Below are 20216 nucleotides of genomic sequence, written 5' to 3' on the forward strand. Positions count from 1 at the left end.
AAATCTTCCCTTATGTTCTTTATAATCCTAGTAACCTGGATTTTCGATAAGCTTATTGTTATTGTTCCTTCTGTCTTGCCCAATTGGCATGTAATAATGTCTTTCCGAAAAGTTCATTTTGTCGGGTTCAGCATCAAAGGTTTCGTACGTAAAAGTCTCTTCGCCAGATGCATTGATTTTTCTTAAAGTTCTTACTCCTTGTACTTGTATGCTTAGTGCTTCTTCTGCAATTCGCCATCTTCTTACATCCCAATACCTATGGTCTTCAAAGGCCAACTCTAATTTTCTTTCATTGCGTATTCTGTCTCTCAATTCTTCACCAGAAAAGGGCTCTAATCTCAGGTTTTGAGTTAATCCTGCTCTTGTTCTAATAGGTTCGATAAAATCTCTAGCTAAACCTTCATTTCCCAATTCAATAGCAGCTTCGGCAGCATTGAGGTAGATTTCAGCTAATCTAAAAATGAGACAATCTTGACCAGAGTAATATTCAGGAATAAACAGTGGGTTAGACCCATCTTCTAGATATTTTCTTACGTAGAAACCAGTTTTTGTTGCATCTGGATGAACACCAATACCATCTTTACCAATACCAGTACCATTACTGGTATCGATGTTTCCATCTATTTCGGTGCCATACCATATTTCTACAGGCGAGCCTTGAAACATATCATTGTTAGTGATGATAGTTGCTTTAAGACGAGGGTCTCTATTTTCCCATGGGTTATTTTCGTCATAACCAGAACCTGGCTCATCGGGTAGAAGTCCTGTGCTTAAAACTTCGTAACTGTCTATAAATTGTTTTGTGGGAGACATGCTCGAACCCCAATCTAACCGATAGCTATAAGGCACATTTCGCAAATCGTAAGAATGTCCTTTTTCAAAAGGGATCCATATTTTCTTGAAAATGGTTTCGTTGTCAGTTTCGTCTAAGAATAGTCTTGTATAATTTTCTGTAGGATCTGGATACTGATTAAATAAAGTATGACCTGATTCTTGAATAATTGTTTGCGAAGCGTTTAATGTAATTTGGTAGTATGCTTCAGCTTCTGATGAAGGCAAGCCAACTAATCCGTCTAATTGTAAGCTTCCGTATTTGGCAATGCTTGCTGCATATAAAGCAGCTCTTGACTCTAGTGCTTTCGCTGCCCATTTAGTAGCTCTCCCTTCCTGTGAAGGCCAATTTTCTGGTAGTGTTTCAAAAGCGGCTTGTACGTCTGCCAAAATTTGGTCATACACTTCTTTTTCTGTATTTCTAACAGGAAAAAGTTCTTCATCTGGAGTGGTTTCTGGATTTTGTGCTTCTAAAATGATGGGAACTCCACCAAAGCGTTTTACCATTTCGAAGTAGCAAAATGCACGTAAATAATACATTTCTCCTAAGCGATTATTCCGTTCTTCTTCTGACAGTACATTATCTGAAGTCTCTTCTAAGTTTTCAATAGAATAGTTTATTTTCCACAAATTGTAATACCCCCACCAATCTAAAGGCCAAGAATTATTAGATGTTCCCCAATTACCTGGTCTAAAAGAATTGGAAGCCGGAGTCCATGAATAAGTACTTCTAGCTAAATCGCTTAAGGCATCTCGGTGTGCACCACCGCCTGCACCACCTCCAAAATCTTGAAGATAGTCCCATGGCATATTTTCATAAATCTGAAAAAAGTAGGTATCCATCAATGCTTTATCATTCCAAACATCAGTCTCGGTAATACGGTCTAAAGGTGGCTCATTTAAAAAATCGTCGTCTGTACATGCAGTGAACATGAAAGCCAAAAAGATAATTAATAAGTAATAAGATTTCATATAACTATTATTTAAAATGTTAAATTAACTCCAAATGTAAATGACTTGTTTTGTGGGTAATACCAGCCAACAGAAGATGTGTTTTGCGGATCAAAATCTTCATCGTATTTTTTGAAAACATGTAAGTTTGTTCCTGTACAGAATATGGATAATTCGTTAACGCCAATTTTTTCAGCAACGCTAGGGATGGTATAACTTAGGTTTACGTTTCTAATTCTTAAATGATTTCCATCGCGCATCCAAAAATCGGAATATCGGTTGTTGTTTGGGTTTGCTCCACCATTGGTTATTCTTGGATAAGCAGAATTGGTGTTTTGGGGTGTCCAATAATCCAATTGATAATCGTATCCGTTAAATCCATTTACCAAAGGATTTTGCGCTTCTCCATCGATATAAATATCATAGCCTGCTGCTCCAGTTAGCAATACTGAAAGTGCCCATCGTTTGTATTCTACACCTAGATTTAATGAATAATTTATGGCTGGCTTATCACCATCGCCAAAGACCTTCTGATCCTGAACATCAATAATTCCATCACCATTCAGGTCTCTATATCTTACATCTCCAGGTTGTAGGCTTGTGTTCCCATTTTCATCTTGTATTGCCCATTGGTCAATTTCTTCTTGTGATTGAAAAAGTCCCTGAGAAATATATCCTCTTCTTAGATTGGTAAATCCACCAGTGATAGTAAGATTTTGTCTCATAAATGGATCTTCTTGAAAATTCTCATCTATAAAAACTGCTTTTTCTCTTGATCTTGAAAAGTTTAAAAGACCGTTTAGCCTAAGATTATCGTTTACTTTTTTATTGTAATTGATTGAAAATTCAAAACCTTCATTTGAGAATTCATATAAATTTTCAGCGGCTAATGAAACTCCTAAAGTACTCGGATTACTGCTAGATGCAAACGCAAGAACATCTTCTCTTTTTCTAAAGAAATAATCAAATGAAAACTGAAGGTCACCTTCTAAAAAACGTGCATCTAAGCCTACATTGTAGGTGGTAATTGTTTCCCAAGTAATATCTCTATTGGCCAACGCCGTATTGTCTATGGTAGGTATTGTGCCATCTCCAATAACGTAAAAGAAGTTGTAATTAAACCCACTCAGCCATTGGTAAGCGGCGGTGTTATCATTTCCAGCAGTTCCTATAGAACCTCTAAGTTTTAGTTCCGAAAAACTGTCTTTGATGGGTTCGAAGAAGGATTCTTCAGATATTCTCCAACCTGCAGAAACAGAAGGGAAAAATCCCCATTCATTTCCGGGTGCAAATCGAGAAGAACCATCATATCTAAAAGAAGATTCTATAAAGTATTTTGCATTAAAATCATAACTGAATCTACCTACATATCCTAATCTGTTTTCTCTAAATTCGCCACCTTCAGCAACTTGATTTTGTAAGGAACCTGCATATAACTGGTCTATGGCACTTGATTGGAAATCTTGGCGTCTGCCTGAAAAATTTTCTCCTTGTATTTTTTGAATTTCTGCCAACAATAAACCAGAGACGCTATGATTGCCAAAACTACGGTCATAATTTATGGAAGGTCTAAGCACGTAATGATTGCTATAATTGGTTGAAAGTTCTAAAATAGTTTCACTAAATGCTCCTTCAGGAAGTGCAGTAAAAGAATCGTATTCGCCAGTTTCTCGGTTTAAAGTGAAAAGCTCGTAACCTTTTCCCCAATCTTTATTAAAAGATGTATCATACACCAAAGAACTATAGGCTTTTAAGCTTAAACCTTCAATTTGATTAACATCCCATTGTAAAGTAAGTTTTGCATCGATATTATTGTTTGTAGAACGATAGTATCCAGCATTAAAATCTCTTAATCCTTCTTGAATATGATTTGGGCTAAAACTTGGTCTTGCCGGTGTGCCATCTGGATAATAAGCTAAATCTACAGGCAATGCACGACTTAACTCTCTAAAAATATCATAAGCTGAATAAGCTGGAGCTTCTCGCGTCCCTCTTCTGGCAGCAAGGTTGAGTGTTAAATTTAAGTTGTCTGTTACATCAGCATTCAGGTTTCCTCTTAAATTGAATTGCTGAAAAGAAAGTACATCTGCACTATAATTAGAACCTTGTTCTAAAAAACCTCCTGAGACAAAATATTTTACACTTTCAGTGCCTCCAGCTAAGTTGAGATTATGCCGCTGTTGAAACCCCCAATCGTCTAGCACCAAGTCTTTCCAATCTGTATCAGGATAATTAATAGGGTCGGCACCTGTTCTAAATAAATCAATTTCAGCATCTGTGTAAAATGGATTTTGGTTAGCATTTCGCAAGCCTTCATTTAAAACTTCTGCATATTGTGCAGAAGTGAAAAAATCTGGATAAGACGTAAACGTTGAATAGGTAAATTGATTGCTGTAGGTAAGTTTTGGTTTTCCTACATTTCCTTTTCTGGTGGTGATTAACACTACCCCATTTCCACCTTGTACACCGTAAACCGAAGCGGCTGCTGCATCCTTTAAAATAGAAATATCTTCAATTTCATTAGGATCTAATTGGTTTAAATCTCCTGGTGCACCATCTACTATGACCAATGCATTCCCGAAATTTCGGATTTCAAAAGAAGATGCACTAAAGCCTGGTTCACCTGAAGTTTGCCTAACAAATAAACCAGAAGCTAAGCCTTCTAGCGCATTACTTACCTGAGGAACAGGTAGTTTCTTTAAGGTTTTATCATCTATGGTAGAAACAGATGCTATTAATTTAGCCTTAGACCTTTTCCCGTATCCTACTACTACAACTTCATCTAAAGAATCTATATCATCTATAAGTTTTATAGTTAACTCTTCTTCTCCAGTAACTTCTACTTCTTGGGTTTTTAACCCCAAATACTTAAAAACTAAGATACTTCCAATTTCAGCTTCTAAAGTAAAAAGACCATCATAGTCAGTTTCTGTGCCTTTTGTTGAATCCTTAATCAGAACATTTACACCTGGGATAGGTACGTTATCTTTATTGGTTACTTTGCCTGTAACATTTACTTGTGCAATTGCAGCACTTGTACTCAAAAAGAATAATAATAAAAAAAACAATACACCCTTATGTTGTTTTAAGTAGTTCGTAGAATATGTTGTCATTATATAATTGTTAAGTTAAGATTTATTGGTTGTAGACCACTTTAGAAGCTGCATTTGATGCTTTATTCTTTAATTAATTTTTTAGAAACTGAACCATTTTCTGTACTTAATTTAAGAATGTAAATCCCCGAATTTAAATTGGAAGAATCGATTTGTGTGTTAACTGATTGAGGTTGCAAAGAAAATACTTTCTTACCTGTGATATCATAAACTTCAAGCAACGTAATGCGTTCATTATTTGTTGAAACATTCCATAAGTGCGTAGTTGGATTAGGGTAAATTTTCAAATCAGTAATTTCAAAATTACTTGAACTAAGGGTAGTATATTCACCAAAAACAAAATCATCGATTTGGAAGGTATTCAATTCAGGGTCTGAAACTACATCAGAATTTACTTCAATGTCAAAAAATACAGCAATTTCTGTGTTAGAAACTGAACTAGCCCCTGTAAAATCAAAAATAAGTTCTTGCCAACTATTTGGAGTGGTATAATCTAGTGTAACTTCAGATGTTTCTCCACCGTTTTCAATTTTTACGGTTACAGGAAGCGCTCTTGGGCCATTTACCTTAAGGCTAATTCCCCGATCACCTGAAGACATATCTATTCCATTTTGGTTTTGGAAGTAGAATTTAGAATACCAATCATCGTTAATGCCTGATATTTCAGCTACTTCAAGCGAGGTGTTGATGCCATCGGTTTCGGTATTGGTAGCATCTTCGTTCCAAGAAAGATTGAATGCTTGAAGTTCTGTTGGTGTTTGAAAATCGAAATTAAAATCAGATGTCATACCTTCTGGAGCAACCGAAGTAACCAAATTAAAATCATCTAATGCCACTCCATTTGTTCCAAAATTTGATCCACCAGATCTAAATAACAGGTAATATGTACCGTCGCTTGGAATAAAAAACAAACCTGGATTTGCTGTATCACAACCGGAAGCTACAGCAGAACCAGTATAAGTTTGATCGCAATCCCAAGCGTTGTATGCTTTTAGCACCTGCATATCGCCAAAGTATTCTTGATTTTGAACAGGTTCATCTGCTCCAATATATACTTCTCCCCATATATCATTGATGCCATCAAAATCCATTTCCATGTCAAATTGATGCCAACCAGCAGATAAATCTACGCTAGTATAAAATCCCATGTGAATCCAGCCTTCATCAGTAGCATCTAATTTACCTACCGTAACGGTTCCGTCAATAAACTCAACCGATCCATTGGTACTATCTGTACCATATTGGTTAACTACAGTCCATCCTGTAGCATCATCAAAAGTTCCATTGGTAATAAGGTTCTGTCCATAACTTATAGTCACACACACGAAACAAAGCAATAATAGTGTCAATTTTTTCATACTTGTAATTTTTTATTGTTAATAAAATTTATTTGTTTAGTATAACCTACATCGTTGTAGGAAAAAAGTAAATACTTGATTTACATCTGCAAATCTATGTTGATTATCATTTGACTGTTAATAATAGACTACATCAAAAACTCATAAAAATGTTAAATAAAACTCATCAAAAACACTCATTTTTTTATTTAATACTTGTTATATAGTGTTTTATAAATTTTATCAATACATTGGTCTTAGTAAAACACCTTTCATGAAATCAAATTGGATTTTTATATTTTTTGTTGCAATATGCACAGAAGTTTATGCTCAATCTGACTCTTTACAACTCAGTGGAATTCCATTAAGAACCCATTTCAATTCAGAAGATTACCAAGGTGGAATAGAAAGTTGGGATTTTGTCCAGTCGGAAAAGGGCTTATTGTATGTAGCTAATAATAAAGGTCTTTTGGAATTTGATGGAAACAAATGGATAAAATACGCAATACCTGATGCCACCAAAATTAGAACAGTAACAATAGATAGTAAAGGTGTAATTTATGTAGGTGGGCAAAATCAATTAGGATATTTTATAGATACTGGAACTGGTCTTGAGTTCCAATCCTTACGTAAGGAATTAAAAAAGGCTAAAATTGAGATTTCAGAAATTTGGAAAATATTCGAATATGAAGACAAGATTTACTTTAATACAGAAGACAAACTCATAGCCTATTCCTCTTCCGGTCTTGAAACCATAGAATCCCCTGGTTTTTTGATCAATTCTTATATAGTTGATGGCCGCTTGATTTGTCATTTTTATAATATGGGCTTATACGAATTCAAAAAAGGAAAATACCATTCCCTTCCAAAGACAGAGCTTCTTCCAAAACTTGCTGCAATACACGCTAACAACAAAGGGTATTATTTCTTTACCGAATCAGGTGATGTTTATGAATATGATGAAACTGGATTTGAACTAAAAACAAACATATTAAATCCTTGCACCATAAACGATGTAAAAAAGTTAAAGAACGGGGACTATGCAGTAGGTACACAAAACAATGGATTATTAATTTTAAAGTCTGATTTCTCATTAAAACTACACCTAACCAATAACAAAGGCATTACTAGCCGAACGGTAAAGTCAATATATGAAGACAACTTCAACAACCTGTGGGTGGCCTTAAATAATGGAATAGACTACCTGAAGTTAAATTTACCATTCCGATTAATCAATGAAGAATTAGGTGTTGAAGGAACAGGTTATGATGCTTATTATTTTGATGGTAATATTCATTTAGGCACTAATAATGGTCTTTTTATAGAAAATAACACAGGAGATTTTTCCGAAGACAAACCTTTTCAATTTATACCTAGAAGCGAAGGTCAAGTATATACTTTTTCAGAAATTGACAACTCACTTATTTTGAATCATCACAAAGGTGCTTTTAAAATAGTAGGCAAGAAATTAAAAAAGTTTCATGATATAGGGAGTTGGACTTTTGTAGAAACGAGCAATCCCAACCTTATTTTAGGTGGAGATTATAGGGGAATAAAATATTTTGAAAAAGAAAATGATTCTTGGAAAAACACAACAGATATTCCTGGACTTACCGAATCTTCAAGAATATTGGTTTTTGAAAATGATTCTGTTCTTTGGATGTCTCACGGTTATAGAGGGGTTTACAGAATGGCTTTTGATGAAAACATGCAACTCAAAAACGAAATTAAACATTTTGATCAACGGCATGGTTTTCCATCCAATATATTAATCACTTCATACAACATAGACGGAAAAATGGTTTTTACATCAGAGCATGGAATGTATAATTTTAATCCAACTACCCAAGCCTTTTCAAGCAATGCATTTTTTGATGAAATGTTAGGAAAAGAACATGTAAGTGATTTGGTTTCTGACGGCGAAAACTCAATCTATTTTATACAAAATCAAAAATTTGGAGTAATTGAAGAAGAGAAGTTTGGTAATTTCAATACAAACACTACCGTATTTGAACACATTAATAGATACATTAGTGATGACTTACAACATATATCAGTTATTGATAAAAATAATATCCTAATTACTTCAAAGGAAGGATTTGTTCTTTATAACCCATCACAAAGGCACAGCATCAACAAAGACTTTTCAACAATAATTAGGTCAGTAAAAAAATCAAAAAGCGAGGACTCTACATATGTTACAACTCCTTTAAGGGCTGGAAATTTAGCCATCGACAAAAATCAGTCTATTAAAATTGAGTATGCAGCCCCATACTATGATGGTTTTGAAGATTTAAAGTATAGTTTTAGGCTACATCCGTTAGATGAAAAATGGTCTAAATGGTATTCTATGAATGAAAAAAGCTATGATCATTTGCCTTATGGCAATTATACATTTGAAGTAAAAGCAATCAATATTTATGGAATAGAAAGTCAGGTCTCTAGTATATCTTTCCAAGTATCCACTCCATGGTATGCTACTTGGATGGCAAGAACAGGCTATTTCATGATATTTTTGATGGCTTTAGTTTTAATTCCTATTATACAAAGAAGAAGGCATAAGGTAGAAACATCTTTTATTACCGAACAAAAGGAAAAAGAACTCCAAGTAAAAGATGAAGAAATAGATAAATTGTACAATGAAAAGCTACAAACCGAACTCGATCTTAAAAATGATCAACTTACATCAATAACCATGCAATTGATCAAAAACAAAGAGTTTATTCAAACTGTACAAAATAAAATAAGCTATACCATAGATAAAGGGGGTTCTTCCCAAGAGCTTAAACGAATAATCAATACTATAGACAAAGAACTCGCCGATGAAGATTATTGGGATAAATTTGCTTATCATTTTGATCAAGTACATGGCAACTACTTAGAAAAGCTATCTAATCAAAATATCAAACTTTCGCCAAGAGAAATTAAATTAGCTGCCTTTTTAAGAATGAACATGAGTTCTAAGGAAATAGCTAAAATATTAAATATCACAACCAGAGGAGTAGAATTAGCAAGGTATAGGTTAAGAAAAAAACTAAACCTTTCTAGAGAACAAAATTTAGTAGAATACTTAATAGAACTTGATAATAAAAAAAAGTAAAGCTAAGGTTGATAGAGGTTACAGATGTAAAAAGCAAATATGCAAAACGGAAATTTTAATTCCTTTTTTACCCGAAAAATCAATTAGTTACTACAAAAGAAAAAAGTTAAGTGAAGCACATAATAAAGAAGTTGGTTTTCTGTTGTCGGCAATGTAAAAGCAGAGCATAGGTTAAAATGTTTCTTTTAAAAAGGTATCACATTAGATAATATCAATTTTATGCATGCAGTAGCAAGATTCAATTTCAAAAGGATGATGAATAAATGGAAATCACCTTTTTAGCAATGTTTAAAAACAAGTTTGAATATTTTTCAACAATTTTTTTTTCAAAATACTAAACTAAACCCTGCTTTTTAGTGGTTGACTATTCAATATAAATCAGATTATTAGAATGAACATTTCAATTATACTTCACAAATCTTTTTTGAAACAAGCCAAGTGAATATTAAGAACTCGATCTGCTAGAGTAATTCCTTCAAAATGGCTTCAAAATGGCTTTCATCGCCTGGAGACATTTTTCCATTTTCGTCCATCATATAGGGAATTCCATTTTCAATGCTAGTTACTTTTCCTGTTTTGTCCAGAAAAATATTCATGGGATAACTTTTAATTCCTAGGTCATCACAAAATGCTTGCGCGTTGACTAAGTGTTCAAAATGAAACTCATTTTTGGTTAAGAATGTTTTCACTTCATCAACTTTATTAAAGGTAATGGAAACAAAATGCACTTTGCCCTTGTATTTTTCTTGAAGCTTATTCAATGCAGGCATTTCATCGATGCATGGCGCACAATTTTTGAACCAAAAGTTAATCATTGTGGGTTTGCCTTTGTACTTCTCAAAATTTACGTTTTCATTTTCTAAGTTGCTTAAACTGAATTTTGGAAATGGCTTTTGGAGTAAGTTTTCTTCCACTTCATTTTTTTGATTTGAAGCCAAACTTATACCTTCAGCATCTATAGCTAGTTTAAAAGAAACAATTGTCGAATCTTTATGGGTTAAAGTGTCTAAGTAGGTAACACTTACTTTTGCTTTTTCACTGATTTGCTTAGCGATTTGTTTGTAATTTTCTAGACGGTCATCCAATTGTTTTTGGGTAACAATTTTTCCATCTTCAGTTTTGTAAAACACGTTTTCTTTTTGTGCATTAGCCAATTGAAGTCCTAATAATAAGCCTAAATAAATTAAAAATTTAATCATAATAGTTGTGGTTTATTTTTTGGTAACACCGTTTTGTGTAAGTTGATAGGTTTCACCTTCAAGAATGCTAAAACTTAATTCTTCCCAAATGCTTCCTTCTAGTTTGGTAAGCTTCAACGTATTTCCATCTTCTGTAATCTTGAAATGTAAATTAGCTAATTTTTTAGGTGTTTTTCTGTTTTCTGAGAAAACACTTGACACGCCAGATGCATTTACATATTGTGGTGTTTTCCCTAAATTGAACTCAAGTTCTTTCCAAGCACAGCCTTGCTTGCATTGCATGCTGTAACCATCTTTTGTTTTTTGGACGTTGATTTCAAAATGTGACTTATAATATGCTTCATCTTTTAGTTCAATTAAAACAAAACGTTCATCGTCTTTTTTGGTAAAGGAGATTTGTTTCTTTAACTCATTAGGAAGCTTTTCGAAATTATCTAAAACAGAAATTGAAGCTATTTCATCTGGATTAAATTCTTCATATTCATTTTTTGAAATTACTTTTCTATTTACAAAAGTGACATTATCATCTTTGTTTATTGACGAAGTAAGGTCATCAAATGAAAAATTTTTACCGTAATTCATTTGCTTATTACTTAATGTGTTTTGTTCCTTTCCTTTTAAGGATATCAAAATAGCGCCATGAAAATCTTCTTCTTTTACAAATGGATTATTCTTTAAGTCATTACTTAGCTTTGCATAGGTTTTTATCACATCCATAGAAGCTATATTGTTCGGATCTAGGCTTCTAAAAGCCTTACTGTCTACAATTTCACCATTTACAACATAAATAGGATTTTTACTTTCTTCAAAATAATCTATATCAACAATGGCAGCTTCTTCAGCTTCTAACAAATACGAGTCTTCTACTTGTATTTTGGCATTTGTAAATCTTGAATGATGAATACTTGCCAATTCTATTTCATTCGTAGTTTTGAACCACAAAACGTGTTCATTATCCATTTTTTTGTTCGATTTGATGATTTGGGTAAGAACTCCTACAATTTCTTTATGGTTTTCATTATCCTTTAGTTCTGCATTTTCAAAAGCCAACTCATTATTATCAAATGAAGCATTTTTATAGGTAAGAATTTTATCGACTATGTCTTTTTTATTTACCATCTCGTTATTGACTATAACATAGTCTACTTTATTATAGATTCTTTCAATTTCTTTCTTGTTAGATGATAAAAGGTGTTTTTTTCTATTTAATTGAGTTCCTTCCTTCTCACTAATTTGCTTCTTTGTTTTATCTTCTAAATCGGGAATTGTTTCAATATAAAAAGAAGTAGATGTATTTTTTGTGCTGTCTTTTACTTTAGTTGCATTGCCAAACCCACTTTTGTATTTTGCTGCAAATGGGCTTTTCGGTTTATTAATTTCTAAACGCATTAAGCTGGAACCGTTTTTAGTTGAACCTTCAAAGTTCTTGAAAACGTAGACTTCGCGTTCAGTTTCATCATTTTCAAATAATTTGTAAATTTTCCCAAAGTCGGTTTCTTCAAGTACTTCTGCATTTATTTCCAATACTTCAGCTTCTACTTTTTCAATAGCAATATCGGTAATCGCTAAAGGAGAATTTTTTTTGTATTTCTTACCATTTACAAAAATCACTTTAGCATCGTTTAACAAATCGTATAGCTCTTTTTCAGGAGCTACATATTCGGTAATATCAGCGGTTTCATTTTTAAAATCTCTTATGATAACTTGATCCTTGATAGCTTGATTTCCTGAAATAAAATTTTCTTTTTTGAAGCCATTTTCTTTATCAGAAAGTTTTATTTTAATGTGGGTAATTTCTCCTTTTCGGTTTCGCTTAATTCTAGAGAATTTCAATTTTTGATCGTGTTCTGCGAAAAAATCTTCTAATTCTTCTAAGGATTTATTTGTTGAATTCTTGGTGATTTTCACTTCAATTTTATCTAAAGTGGAAATAGAAGTAGAGTCTTGCTGAATAACTTCAGAAGATTCTATTTTTGGTGTATCAGCAATTTCAACGGAAACTGGAGAAATTTCAGATTTAGGTTTTTCCACTTCAATATATACTTCTTTGGCTAGGGTTTCGGTTTGAAAAAACCAGATAAAACCAATAATTAAGGGCAATATGAAAGTGTATTTGTACAAATTCACAGCTTTTGATTTTTCTTTGTTTAGCATCATAATTCTGTTTTTTAAGGAAGATTGTTTAAAAAAGTAACTGGCATACTGCATGTTGGTTTCTAATGAAAAATAATTCAGCAGCGTGTATTGGTATTGCTTTACAGACTTGGTTTTCTCTGCCGTTTTTGCATCGGCTATGTATTCTAAATTTTCGTCTATTGAAGCTCGATAACTATACACAAATGGTAAAAACCATAGGAAAATACAGGCTAGATTTCCCAACAACATGTCTATGGAATGCCACTGTTTAATGTGAATTTTTTCGTGTGTTTTAATAATGTTTAGTTCCTTTTTATCATGTAAATTAGGATTGTACGCCATGATGTTGAAAAATGAAAAGGCTTCAATTTTCTGTTCAGCTTCAAAATAGCAAATTCCATTTTGTTTAATTTTTTTCGCTTTATGAAGTAATTTCAATAGGGAAGAGCTTTGATAAATCAATTTCCCCAGGAAGAAAAGAATGCCCAATACATACATAGAAAGCAAAATTTCATACCAAGTAATTTGTTCCCAAAAAGTAGGTTGTTGTACTGCTTCCACTTCAGGAGTAGTTGCTACTGGAATTTGTTGTTCGACATATGCTATTGTAGGTTCTACAATATTATTTTGGAGTGGAATTTCAACTTCGGTAATTTCAACATTGGTGAAAGTGATCAGCGGCAAACTAAAGCTGAGTAACAAACCCAAGACAAGATAAAGCCGGTTGACTTGTAAGAAACTTTCGCGGCTTAACAGCAATTTGTAAATGCAAAGGAAAACACTGATTAGTACGCTTGCTTTGCCAATATAAATGAGTGCATCCATTTTACTTGTTTTTTTCGATAATTTCGATAATTTCTTTTAAGTCTTCGGTGCTGATGTTTTCTTCTTTGGCAAAAAAGGAAACCAGATTTTTGTAGGAACCATCAAAAAACTTGCGTGTAGTCGAGTTCAAAACTTGCTTAGAATAATCTTCTTTTTCTACCAACGGAAAATACCGATGTGTCTTTCCAAAAGCTTCATGGCTCACAAATTGTTTGTCTTCTAAATTTCGCACCATAGTAGAAACCGTGTTGTAGTGAATGTCTTCGTCTAATTCTTCTACAATTTCTTTTACAAAGGCTTTTTCTAAAGTCCAAATCACGTGCATGATTTCTTCTTCTTTATGGGTGAGTTTTGGGAGTTGCATACAGTTTAATTTTAATTCCATCAGCAAATGTAAACTAATTTTTTAGTTATACAACTATAAAAGTAGTTTTGTAACTAAATGTTTCGTTTTTAATTTTACTTTCTTTTATATTTAGGTGTGAAATTGAATTGTGAATAATTGTTTTAAGTGATTGATGAAATTTTTCTGAATTCAATTTAGCTTACATATTATATTTTATCTTCGCTGAAATTTCAAGATTTAATGAGCATACTTTATTTATTCATCGGTTTTACGCTATTGGTTGTTGGAGGCGAGTTTTTAGTTCGGTCTTCTGTGGCGCTTTCATTCAAATTAAACATCTCACGTATGGTTATTGGTCTGACTGTGGTATCTTTTGCTACTTCTGCACCGGAACTTTTAGTAAGTGTTCAAGCAGCCTTAAATGAAAGTCCAGAAATTGCCATAGGCAATGTAATTGGTTCTAACATAGCAAATATTGGTTTGGTTATGGGAATAACTGCCATTATTGCACCTTTACTAATAGACCGTGATTTTTTTAGATTGAATTGGCCTGTAATGATGTTTTTTTCAGGTTTGCTATATTATTTTATGTTCACAGGAGCTGAAATTAATCGAGTAGAAGGCATTCTATTTTTAGTATTATTAGCTGCATACTTGTATTATCTAATTAAAAGAAGTCGTGGTACTAAAGGTAATGTTCCTGCTGAAGTAGACGAGAAATTACAAGAAGTCAGTAATTTTAAAGTAGGAATTTGGCTGATAATTGGTGGACTTGGATTGTATTTTGGTTCGGAATTGTTAGTGAAAGGTGCGGTAGATTTAGCTGAAAAAATGGGTGTAAGTAATCGTGTAATTGCTATTACTATGATTGCCGTAGGAACAAGTATTCCAGAATTGGCAGCATCAGTAATTTCTGCGTTTAAAGGAGAAAAGGCTTTGTCTTTAGGAAATTTAATCGGTTCTAATATTTTTAATATTGCTGCAGTTTTAGGCATAACAGCTACAATTTTACCAATTCCTATCAATTCAACAGAAATTTTAAGTCAAGATATGGTCTTGATGATTGGTATTGCTACTGTTTTGCTACCTCTTGGATTTATAGCTCCAAAAATGAGTTTAAGTAGATATAAAGGTTTTTTGCTTTTCGCGTTTTACATGTCTTTTATATATATAGTGGCTTTTTAATTATTTTCACGGGGGTTAAAAATATTTTTGTATTTAGGTAAATAATTTAACCCTATAAATTTAGGGGGTGTTTTGATTTTTTTTACTTTTGCCGTGAATCAAATTAAAAATTTATGGCTACACTTCGATTTAATGCATTAAAAGAAACACTTTCCCGAAAACCAATCCCGGTTGAAGAGAAGGTAAGACGTTCTGAAATTTTTGGTAAGAACGTTTTTGGTGAATTTGCTATGCGCCAACACCTTACTAAAGACTCTTACAAATCTGTAATGGATGCTATTCAAAATGGTAGTAAAATAGACCGTGACTTGGCAGACCATATTTCAACAGGAATGAAAGAATGGGCAATTGCTAAAGGAGCAACACACTACACACATTGGTTTCAACCTCTAACAGGTTCTACTGCAGAAAAGCATGATGCTTTTTTTGAAACCTTTGGAGATGGAACAGCAATCGAAAAATTTAATGGTGGTCAATTAGTTCAACAAGAACCAGATGCTTCTAGTTTTCCAAACGGTGGAATTAGAAACACTTTTGAAGCACGTGGTTACACCGCTTGGGATCCAACTTCGCCAGCTTTTGTTTGGGGTACAACTTTATGTATTCCAACTATTTTTGTTTCGTATACAGGAGAAGCCTTAGATTATAAAACACCTTTACTGCGTTCGTTGAGTGCTTTAGATAAAGCAGCAACAGACGTAGCAAAATATTTTGATAGAAAAGTAACTAAAGTAACCGCTACACTTGGCTGGGAACAAGAATACTTTTTAATTGATTCTGCACTTGCTTCATCAAGACACGATATCATGATGTCTGGAAGAACTTTATTAGGTCACGCGCCTGCTAAAGGGCAGCAGTTGGATGACCATTATTTTGGTTCTATTCCTGCCCGAGTTTTGAACTTTATGCGCGATTTAGAGACGGAATGCATGTATTTAGGTATTCCTGTAAAAACAAGACACAATGAAGTTGCACCCAATCAATTTGAGTTAGCGCCTATTTTTGAAGAAGCCAATTTAGCGGTAGATCACAATTCATTGATTATGGATGTGATGGATAAGGTTGCGGATAGACATAACTTTAAAGTACTTTTCCATGAAAAACCATTTGCAAATGTAAACGGTAGTGGTAAGCACAATAATTGGTCGTTGGCAACCGATACAGGTTCTAACTTGTTGAGTCCAGGCAAAACACCAATGAAAAATTTACAGTTCTTAACTTTCTTTGTCAATACCATTAAAGCAGTTTGCGATAACGAAGAAATTTTAAGAGCAACCATCGCTTCTGCATCTAACGATCATCGTTTAGGAGCAAATGAAGCTCCGCCTGCTATTATTTCAGTATTCATCGGTTCGCAATTAACTAAAGTCTTGGACGAATTAGAAAAAGTAACTGACGGTAAACTTTCACCAGAAGAAAAAACCGATTTAAAACTGAATGTGGTAGGTAAAATACCTGAGATTTTATTAGATAACACAGACCGAAATAGAACTTCTCCTTTTGCTTTCACAGGGAATAAATTCGAATTCCGTGCTGTTGGTTCAACGGCAAATTGTGCCGATCCAATGACAACTTTAAACGCTATGGTTGCAAAACAACTTATAGAATTTAAAGCTGAAGTAGATGCATTAGTAGCTAAAAAAATGAAAAAGGATGATGCTATTTTTAATGTGCTTAGAGAATACATTAAATCATCTAAGAAAATTCGTTTTGAAGGAGATGGATATGGTCAAGCATGGGAAGATGAAGCAGCAAAACGCGGATTAAGCAATAATAAATCTACACCAACTGCGCTTCAGCCTAAGGTTTCAAAAAAAGCTATTGAATTGTACACTAGTCTTCAAATCATGAATGAAGTAGAAATAACTGCTCGTTATGAAATTGAAATTGAAGATTACTCAAAGGAAATTCAAATTGAAGGTAGACTAATTGGTGACATTGCTAGAAATCACGTAATTCCTACGGCAATTGCTTATCAAAACGTGTTGATTAAAAACGTAAAAGGCTTGAAAGAAATCTATGGCGAATCTTTTAAAGAAATTGCCAAAGAACAAATGAGCATTATTGAAGCTATTTCTAATCATATAGAAAACATTAATAAAGCCACTGGCGAAATGATTGAAGCGCGTAAGAAAGCAAACGTAATTGAAGAAGCAACTAAACGTGCTCACGCATATTGCGATGAAGTAAAGCCTTACTTTGATGTAATACGTTATCATTGTGATAAACTAGAATTAATGGTAGATGATGAAATTTGGCCATTAACTAAATACAGAGAAATGCTATTTACTAAATAGTTTTCCAGATTAACATCAGTAAAAAACCCCTTCTAGATTTAATAATCTAGAAGGGGTTTTTTATTGAATAAATGTTTATTTGTTTTCTTGTCTTTCTTCTTTACGCTTTTCTTCTAGCTTTTCAGCTCTTTTTTGTCTTTGAATTTCTTGTTTGCGCATAGGCATGCTATCAATTAAGTCGAAAAGTTCATCAATTTCTATGGCTCTATTTCTTCGTAACTTAATACTTCCATCTAGCCCCATTAAAATAGCTTCAAAGTCAGTGTCATCTGAACGTAAATTTTGGTAGGTTTCAGCTAAACGTATACTGCTTGCAGGTGAATTAAAAATATGTTTTGCTCCATTTTTGGTTAGCTGTATAACGCCAATTTTCTCTCAATTGCTCCTTCACGGTTGGCTTCAATGGCACCTACTTGCTCTTCAAGTTGGGGATGTTCTTCTTCTTGACTAAGCAAAATTAACCAGCGTCTTTCATTATCATCAGTGGTTTGAGCCCACGACAAAGTGTAACCAAAAAACAAGCAAATAAAAAGGGATATTTTTTTCATATCAAAAAGATTAAAAGGCTTCGCCTATGGTGATGTAAAAACCGTTTTCATCGGGTGTGATGGCATAATCTAAACGCGCAAAAATGTCTTTTTTCTGAAAGAGTAAAAACCGAATTCCGCCACCAACAGCCCATTTTAAGTCGTATTGGTCAATGTTTTTAAATTCATCAAAAACAGTTCCAAGACTTGAAAAAACAGTAGCTCCCCAACGGTCTGTAAAACCCAGTTTAAGCGGTAGCATTCTGTATTCTACCTGTGTTGCTAATAATTTATTATCTCTGTATCTTCCTTGAAAGTAACCTCGCATCATGTTTTTTCCACCCATTAAAGCCAACTGATTGAATGGAATATTGCCACCAAAATTGAATTCACCAAGAAATTGAGCTGCTAAAACATTTCGTTTATTATTGAAAGATTTAAAGAAACGGGTGTCGGTAATAATGTTGTGGTATTTTACATCGCTTTCCCAAAAAGGATTGAAATTGACATAACCCAATTCTGAAAAAAATCCATCTCTTACATTGAGTACATTGTGCCTTTCATCGTATACTAAACCCACTCCTAAACCTAGATTGGTAGTTCCTTCTGCGCCAAAAGGCAAGTTGGCACTCAATTCATCTCCAGTTTCACCAGGTTCAAATTCTACTTTGCTTAAACTTCTAAAATCGGCTTCAAAACCAATAAAGAAATTTTTACGGACTCTACGCAGTACTCTCTCTTTAATTTGAAATTGGCGTGCATCAACAATGGCTGTGCTTTTTAGTGGAACTTCTTCTTGCTCGCTTCGTACGCCATAATACGGTAACGGAAATCGTTGAAATTCAAGTTCCCCTAAAAAAAACCATTCGTCTTTATCTGAATAAATAGCATGTTCAAAACGAGCTCCAAATTGATTTTTCAAAGTATAAAAAGCGAAACCACTAATCTCGCTTAAACGGTTATGAATATCTTCATTAGCAAAATACACATATAATGGGCTAAATCCAATTTCTACACTGGTTTCAGGTTCATATCCTATGGTAGGATACATCATAAATTGTGATTTTTCTTCGGCTACGGTATCTCTGATTAACCTATTTACATAGCTAAAAAGTTTATTCTTCTTTTCTTTTTGTGCATTAACATTAAAAGTCGTGAAAATACACAGTAGAAGAAAAGTCAGGATTTTTAATTTTTTCATAAAAATTGATGAACAATAAACAATAAAAATAACTAACTTTTTTGATACCTAATAATCTATAAAGTTACTATTTCACTAAATTTTAAACTAATTCTACTTCTTTTATATTCTGATTTTGAATGTATTCACTTAAATAGCTTGCATCTTTTTTAATTCCGCCCAGTGTGGCCGAACCACGAGTATGAAGCCATGGTAAACCAATAAAATATAAACCTTTATTGTTGCTTACTCCACGTTGATGAACCGGATATCCATCTTTGTCTAGTTCTAATCCTTCTATCCAAGAGAAATTTGGGCGATATCCCGTTGCCCAAACAATGTTTTCTACATCGTTTAATTCTTTTTTTTCAGTAATGATGGTTTCGCCTTCTGCATCTAGACACTTACCAACCGGAATTACATTTTCTCGTTGAAGTATACCTTTTACATCCGTACCGATGATGGGCTGTTTACCTTGACTAATGAATTTTCCTATCCATGAATTTTTGCTAAAACTTAAATACCCAAATTTGGTAAACCACCACCATAGTGTTTTTCCTAAAATTTCTTGGGGAAGTGTACTTACATCGGTATCTCCTGCAAAATACACATCGTGTTCTGAATGTTGAGAAATTTCATCTAAAATTTGATATCCAGAATCTCCAGCGCCTACCACCATGCTTGGGCCATCTTTTAATTTATCTGGATTTTTATAAAAGTTACTATGACTTTGATAAACTTCAGTATCAATTTTTTCTGCAAAACGAGGTGTATATGGAATATGAAAAGGACCTGTTGCAATGATTATTTGCTTTGCAAAAAATTCGCCTTGGTCAGTTTCAATTTTAAAGATTCCATTTTTTTTATCGATGTGCTCTACAAAAGTGTTGAGTTGAACGGGGATGTCAAATTCTTTTACGTATTTTTTGAAGTATTCTGCAACTTCGTATTTGTTGGGGTAGTGGCCTTTTTCAGCAGGAAATTCAAGCCCTTTTAGGTTGTTGAATTCAGTTGGAGTAAACAAAGTTAACGAATCCCATCTGCGCAACCAAGAAGCTCCAATTTCGTCTTCTTTGTCCAACACAAGAAAGTTTTTATTCAATTGTTTTAACTCGTAAGCCATAGATAACCCGGCTTGTGCTGCACCAATTATTATAAAATCGTAAATTCCATTCATACTACAAATGTA

13 protein-coding genes are annotated in these 20216 nt (G+C 33.5%); 3 read left to right on the plus strand and 10 right to left on the minus strand.

Translation table 11 applies throughout. The features are described from left to right. Positions 1 to 27 precede the first annotated feature (27 nt). The 3 genes from IEV72_RS09870 to IEV72_RS09880 form a co-directional block, all read right to left on the minus strand. A complete protein-coding gene (locus tag IEV72_RS09870) occupies positions 28 to 1803 on the minus strand; it encodes a RagB/SusD family nutrient uptake outer membrane protein (RefSeq protein ID WP_188458941.1) in 1776 nt (591 codons plus the stop codon). Between the two features lie 11 nt (positions 1804 to 1814). Further along, the gene (locus IEV72_RS09875) at positions 1815 to 4895 is read right to left on the minus strand and encodes a SusC/RagA family TonB-linked outer membrane protein (RefSeq protein ID WP_188458942.1); all 3081 of its coding nucleotides are present in this window, start codon (positions 4893 to 4895) and stop codon (positions 1815 to 1817) included. Positions 4896 to 4957: 62 nt separating this feature from the next. Then, entirely contained in the window at positions 4958 to 6253 is a 1296-nt protein-coding gene (locus IEV72_RS09880; protein WP_188458943.1) for a T9SS type A sorting domain-containing protein, read from the minus strand. A 253-nt stretch (positions 6254 to 6506) separates the two neighbouring features. Between IEV72_RS09880 and IEV72_RS09885 the strand changes: the two genes are divergently transcribed. Further along, on the plus strand, positions 6507 to 9332 hold the full coding sequence (locus tag IEV72_RS09885; RefSeq protein ID WP_188458944.1) for a triple tyrosine motif-containing protein: 2826 nt from the start codon (positions 6507 to 6509) through the stop codon (positions 9330 to 9332). A 461-nt stretch (positions 9333 to 9793) separates the two neighbouring features. Here the strand turns inward: IEV72_RS09885 and IEV72_RS09890 are convergent, their stop codons facing one another. Genes IEV72_RS09890 through IEV72_RS09900 form a run of 3 tightly spaced genes read right to left on the minus strand, consistent with a single transcriptional unit; the run spans position 9794 to position 13856 of the window. Continuing rightward, positions 9794 to 10531 carry a TlpA family protein disulfide reductase gene (locus tag IEV72_RS09890; protein ID WP_188458945.1) on the minus strand — a complete coding sequence of 246 codons (738 nt, stop codon included), beginning with the start codon at positions 10529 to 10531 and terminating at the stop codon, positions 9794 to 9796. Between the two features lie 12 nt (positions 10532 to 10543). Next, the gene (locus tag IEV72_RS09895; RefSeq protein ID WP_188458946.1) at positions 10544 to 13492 is read right to left on the minus strand and encodes a M56 family metallopeptidase; all 2949 of its coding nucleotides are present in this window, start codon (positions 13490 to 13492) and stop codon (positions 10544 to 10546) included. Between the two features lies 1 nt (position 13493). After that, positions 13494 to 13856 (minus strand): BlaI/MecI/CopY family transcriptional regulator, encoded by a 363-nt coding sequence (locus IEV72_RS09900; RefSeq protein ID WP_188458947.1) that lies wholly within the window; start codon positions 13854 to 13856, stop codon positions 13494 to 13496. A gap of 222 nt (positions 13857 to 14078) precedes the next feature. On the opposite strand from IEV72_RS09900, the gene IEV72_RS09905 reads away from it, so the two are divergent. Both IEV72_RS09905 and IEV72_RS09910 read left to right on the plus strand, forming a co-directional pair. Continuing rightward, positions 14079 to 15023 carry a calcium/sodium antiporter gene (locus tag IEV72_RS09905; RefSeq protein WP_188458948.1) on the plus strand — a complete coding sequence of 315 codons (945 nt, stop codon included), beginning with the start codon at positions 14079 to 14081 and terminating at the stop codon, positions 15021 to 15023. 113 nt (positions 15024 to 15136) lie between these two features. Further along, positions 15137 to 17320 (plus strand): glutamine synthetase III family protein, encoded by a 2184-nt coding sequence (locus tag IEV72_RS09910; protein WP_188458949.1) that lies wholly within the window; start codon positions 15137 to 15139, stop codon positions 17318 to 17320. Positions 17321 to 17395: 75 nt separating this feature from the next. On the opposite strand, the gene IEV72_RS09915 is transcribed toward IEV72_RS09910, so the two are convergent. From IEV72_RS09915 to IEV72_RS09930, 4 genes are all read right to left on the minus strand, one after another. Beyond that, complete coding sequence (locus IEV72_RS09915; RefSeq protein ID WP_188459004.1) at positions 17396 to 17689, minus strand: DUF4174 domain-containing protein; 294 nt, start codon at positions 17687 to 17689, stop codon at positions 17396 to 17398. Continuing rightward, positions 17671 to 17868 carry a hypothetical protein gene (locus IEV72_RS09920; RefSeq protein WP_188458950.1) on the minus strand — a complete coding sequence of 66 codons (198 nt, stop codon included), beginning with the start codon at positions 17866 to 17868 and terminating at the stop codon, positions 17671 to 17673. Before IEV72_RS09920 ends, IEV72_RS09915 begins: the two co-directional genes overlap by 19 nt. Positions 17869 to 17878: 10 nt before the next feature. Beyond that, positions 17879 to 19048 carry a BamA/TamA family outer membrane protein gene (locus IEV72_RS09925; protein ID WP_188458951.1) on the minus strand — a complete coding sequence of 390 codons (1170 nt, stop codon included), beginning with the start codon at positions 19046 to 19048 and terminating at the stop codon, positions 17879 to 17881. A gap of 82 nt (positions 19049 to 19130) precedes the next feature. After that, positions 19131 to 20195, minus strand: coding sequence for a flavin-containing monooxygenase (locus IEV72_RS09930; RefSeq protein WP_188459005.1), 1065 nt, complete (start codon positions 20193 to 20195; stop codon positions 19131 to 19133). Between the last annotated feature and the right edge of the window lie 21 nt (positions 20196 to 20216).

Origin of the sequence: Psychroflexus planctonicus, assembly GCF_014640195.1 — a bacterium.
In the GTDB taxonomy this organism is placed as follows: domain Bacteria; phylum Bacteroidota; class Bacteroidia; order Flavobacteriales; family Flavobacteriaceae; genus Psychroflexus; species Psychroflexus planctonicus.

Excerpts from the sequence above, each read along its gene's own strand:
- IEV72_RS09900 (WP_188458947.1), bottom strand. The coding sequence starts at position 13,856 with ATGCAACTCCCAAAACTCACCCATAAAGAAGAAGAAATCATGCACGTG.
- IEV72_RS09925 (WP_188458951.1), bottom strand. The coding sequence starts at position 19,048 with ATGAAAAAATTAAAAATCCTGACTTTTCTTCTACTGTGTATTTTCACG.
- IEV72_RS09875 (WP_188458942.1), bottom strand. The coding sequence starts at position 4,895 with ATGACAACATATTCTACGAACTACTTAAAACAACATAAGGGTGTATTG.
- IEV72_RS09890 (WP_188458945.1), bottom strand. The coding sequence starts at position 10,531 with ATGATTAAATTTTTAATTTATTTAGGCTTATTATTAGGACTTCAATTG.
- IEV72_RS09895 (WP_188458946.1), bottom strand. The coding sequence starts at position 13,492 with ATGGATGCACTCATTTATATTGGCAAAGCAAGCGTACTAATCAGTGTT.
- IEV72_RS09880 (WP_188458943.1), bottom strand. The coding sequence starts at position 6,253 with ATGAAAAAATTGACACTATTATTGCTTTGTTTCGTGTGTGTGACTATA.
- IEV72_RS09905 (WP_188458948.1), top strand. The coding sequence starts at position 14,079 with ATGAGCATACTTTATTTATTCATCGGTTTTACGCTATTGGTTGTTGGA.
- IEV72_RS09885 (WP_188458944.1), top strand. The coding sequence starts at position 6,507 with ATGAAATCAAATTGGATTTTTATATTTTTTGTTGCAATATGCACAGAA.
- IEV72_RS09920 (WP_188458950.1), bottom strand. The coding sequence starts at position 17,868 with ATGAAAAAAATATCCCTTTTTATTTGCTTGTTTTTTGGTTACACTTTG.
- IEV72_RS09870 (WP_188458941.1), bottom strand. The coding sequence starts at position 1,803 with ATGAAATCTTATTACTTATTAATTATCTTTTTGGCTTTCATGTTCACT.
- IEV72_RS09910 (WP_188458949.1), top strand. The coding sequence starts at position 15,137 with ATGGCTACACTTCGATTTAATGCATTAAAAGAAACACTTTCCCGAAAA.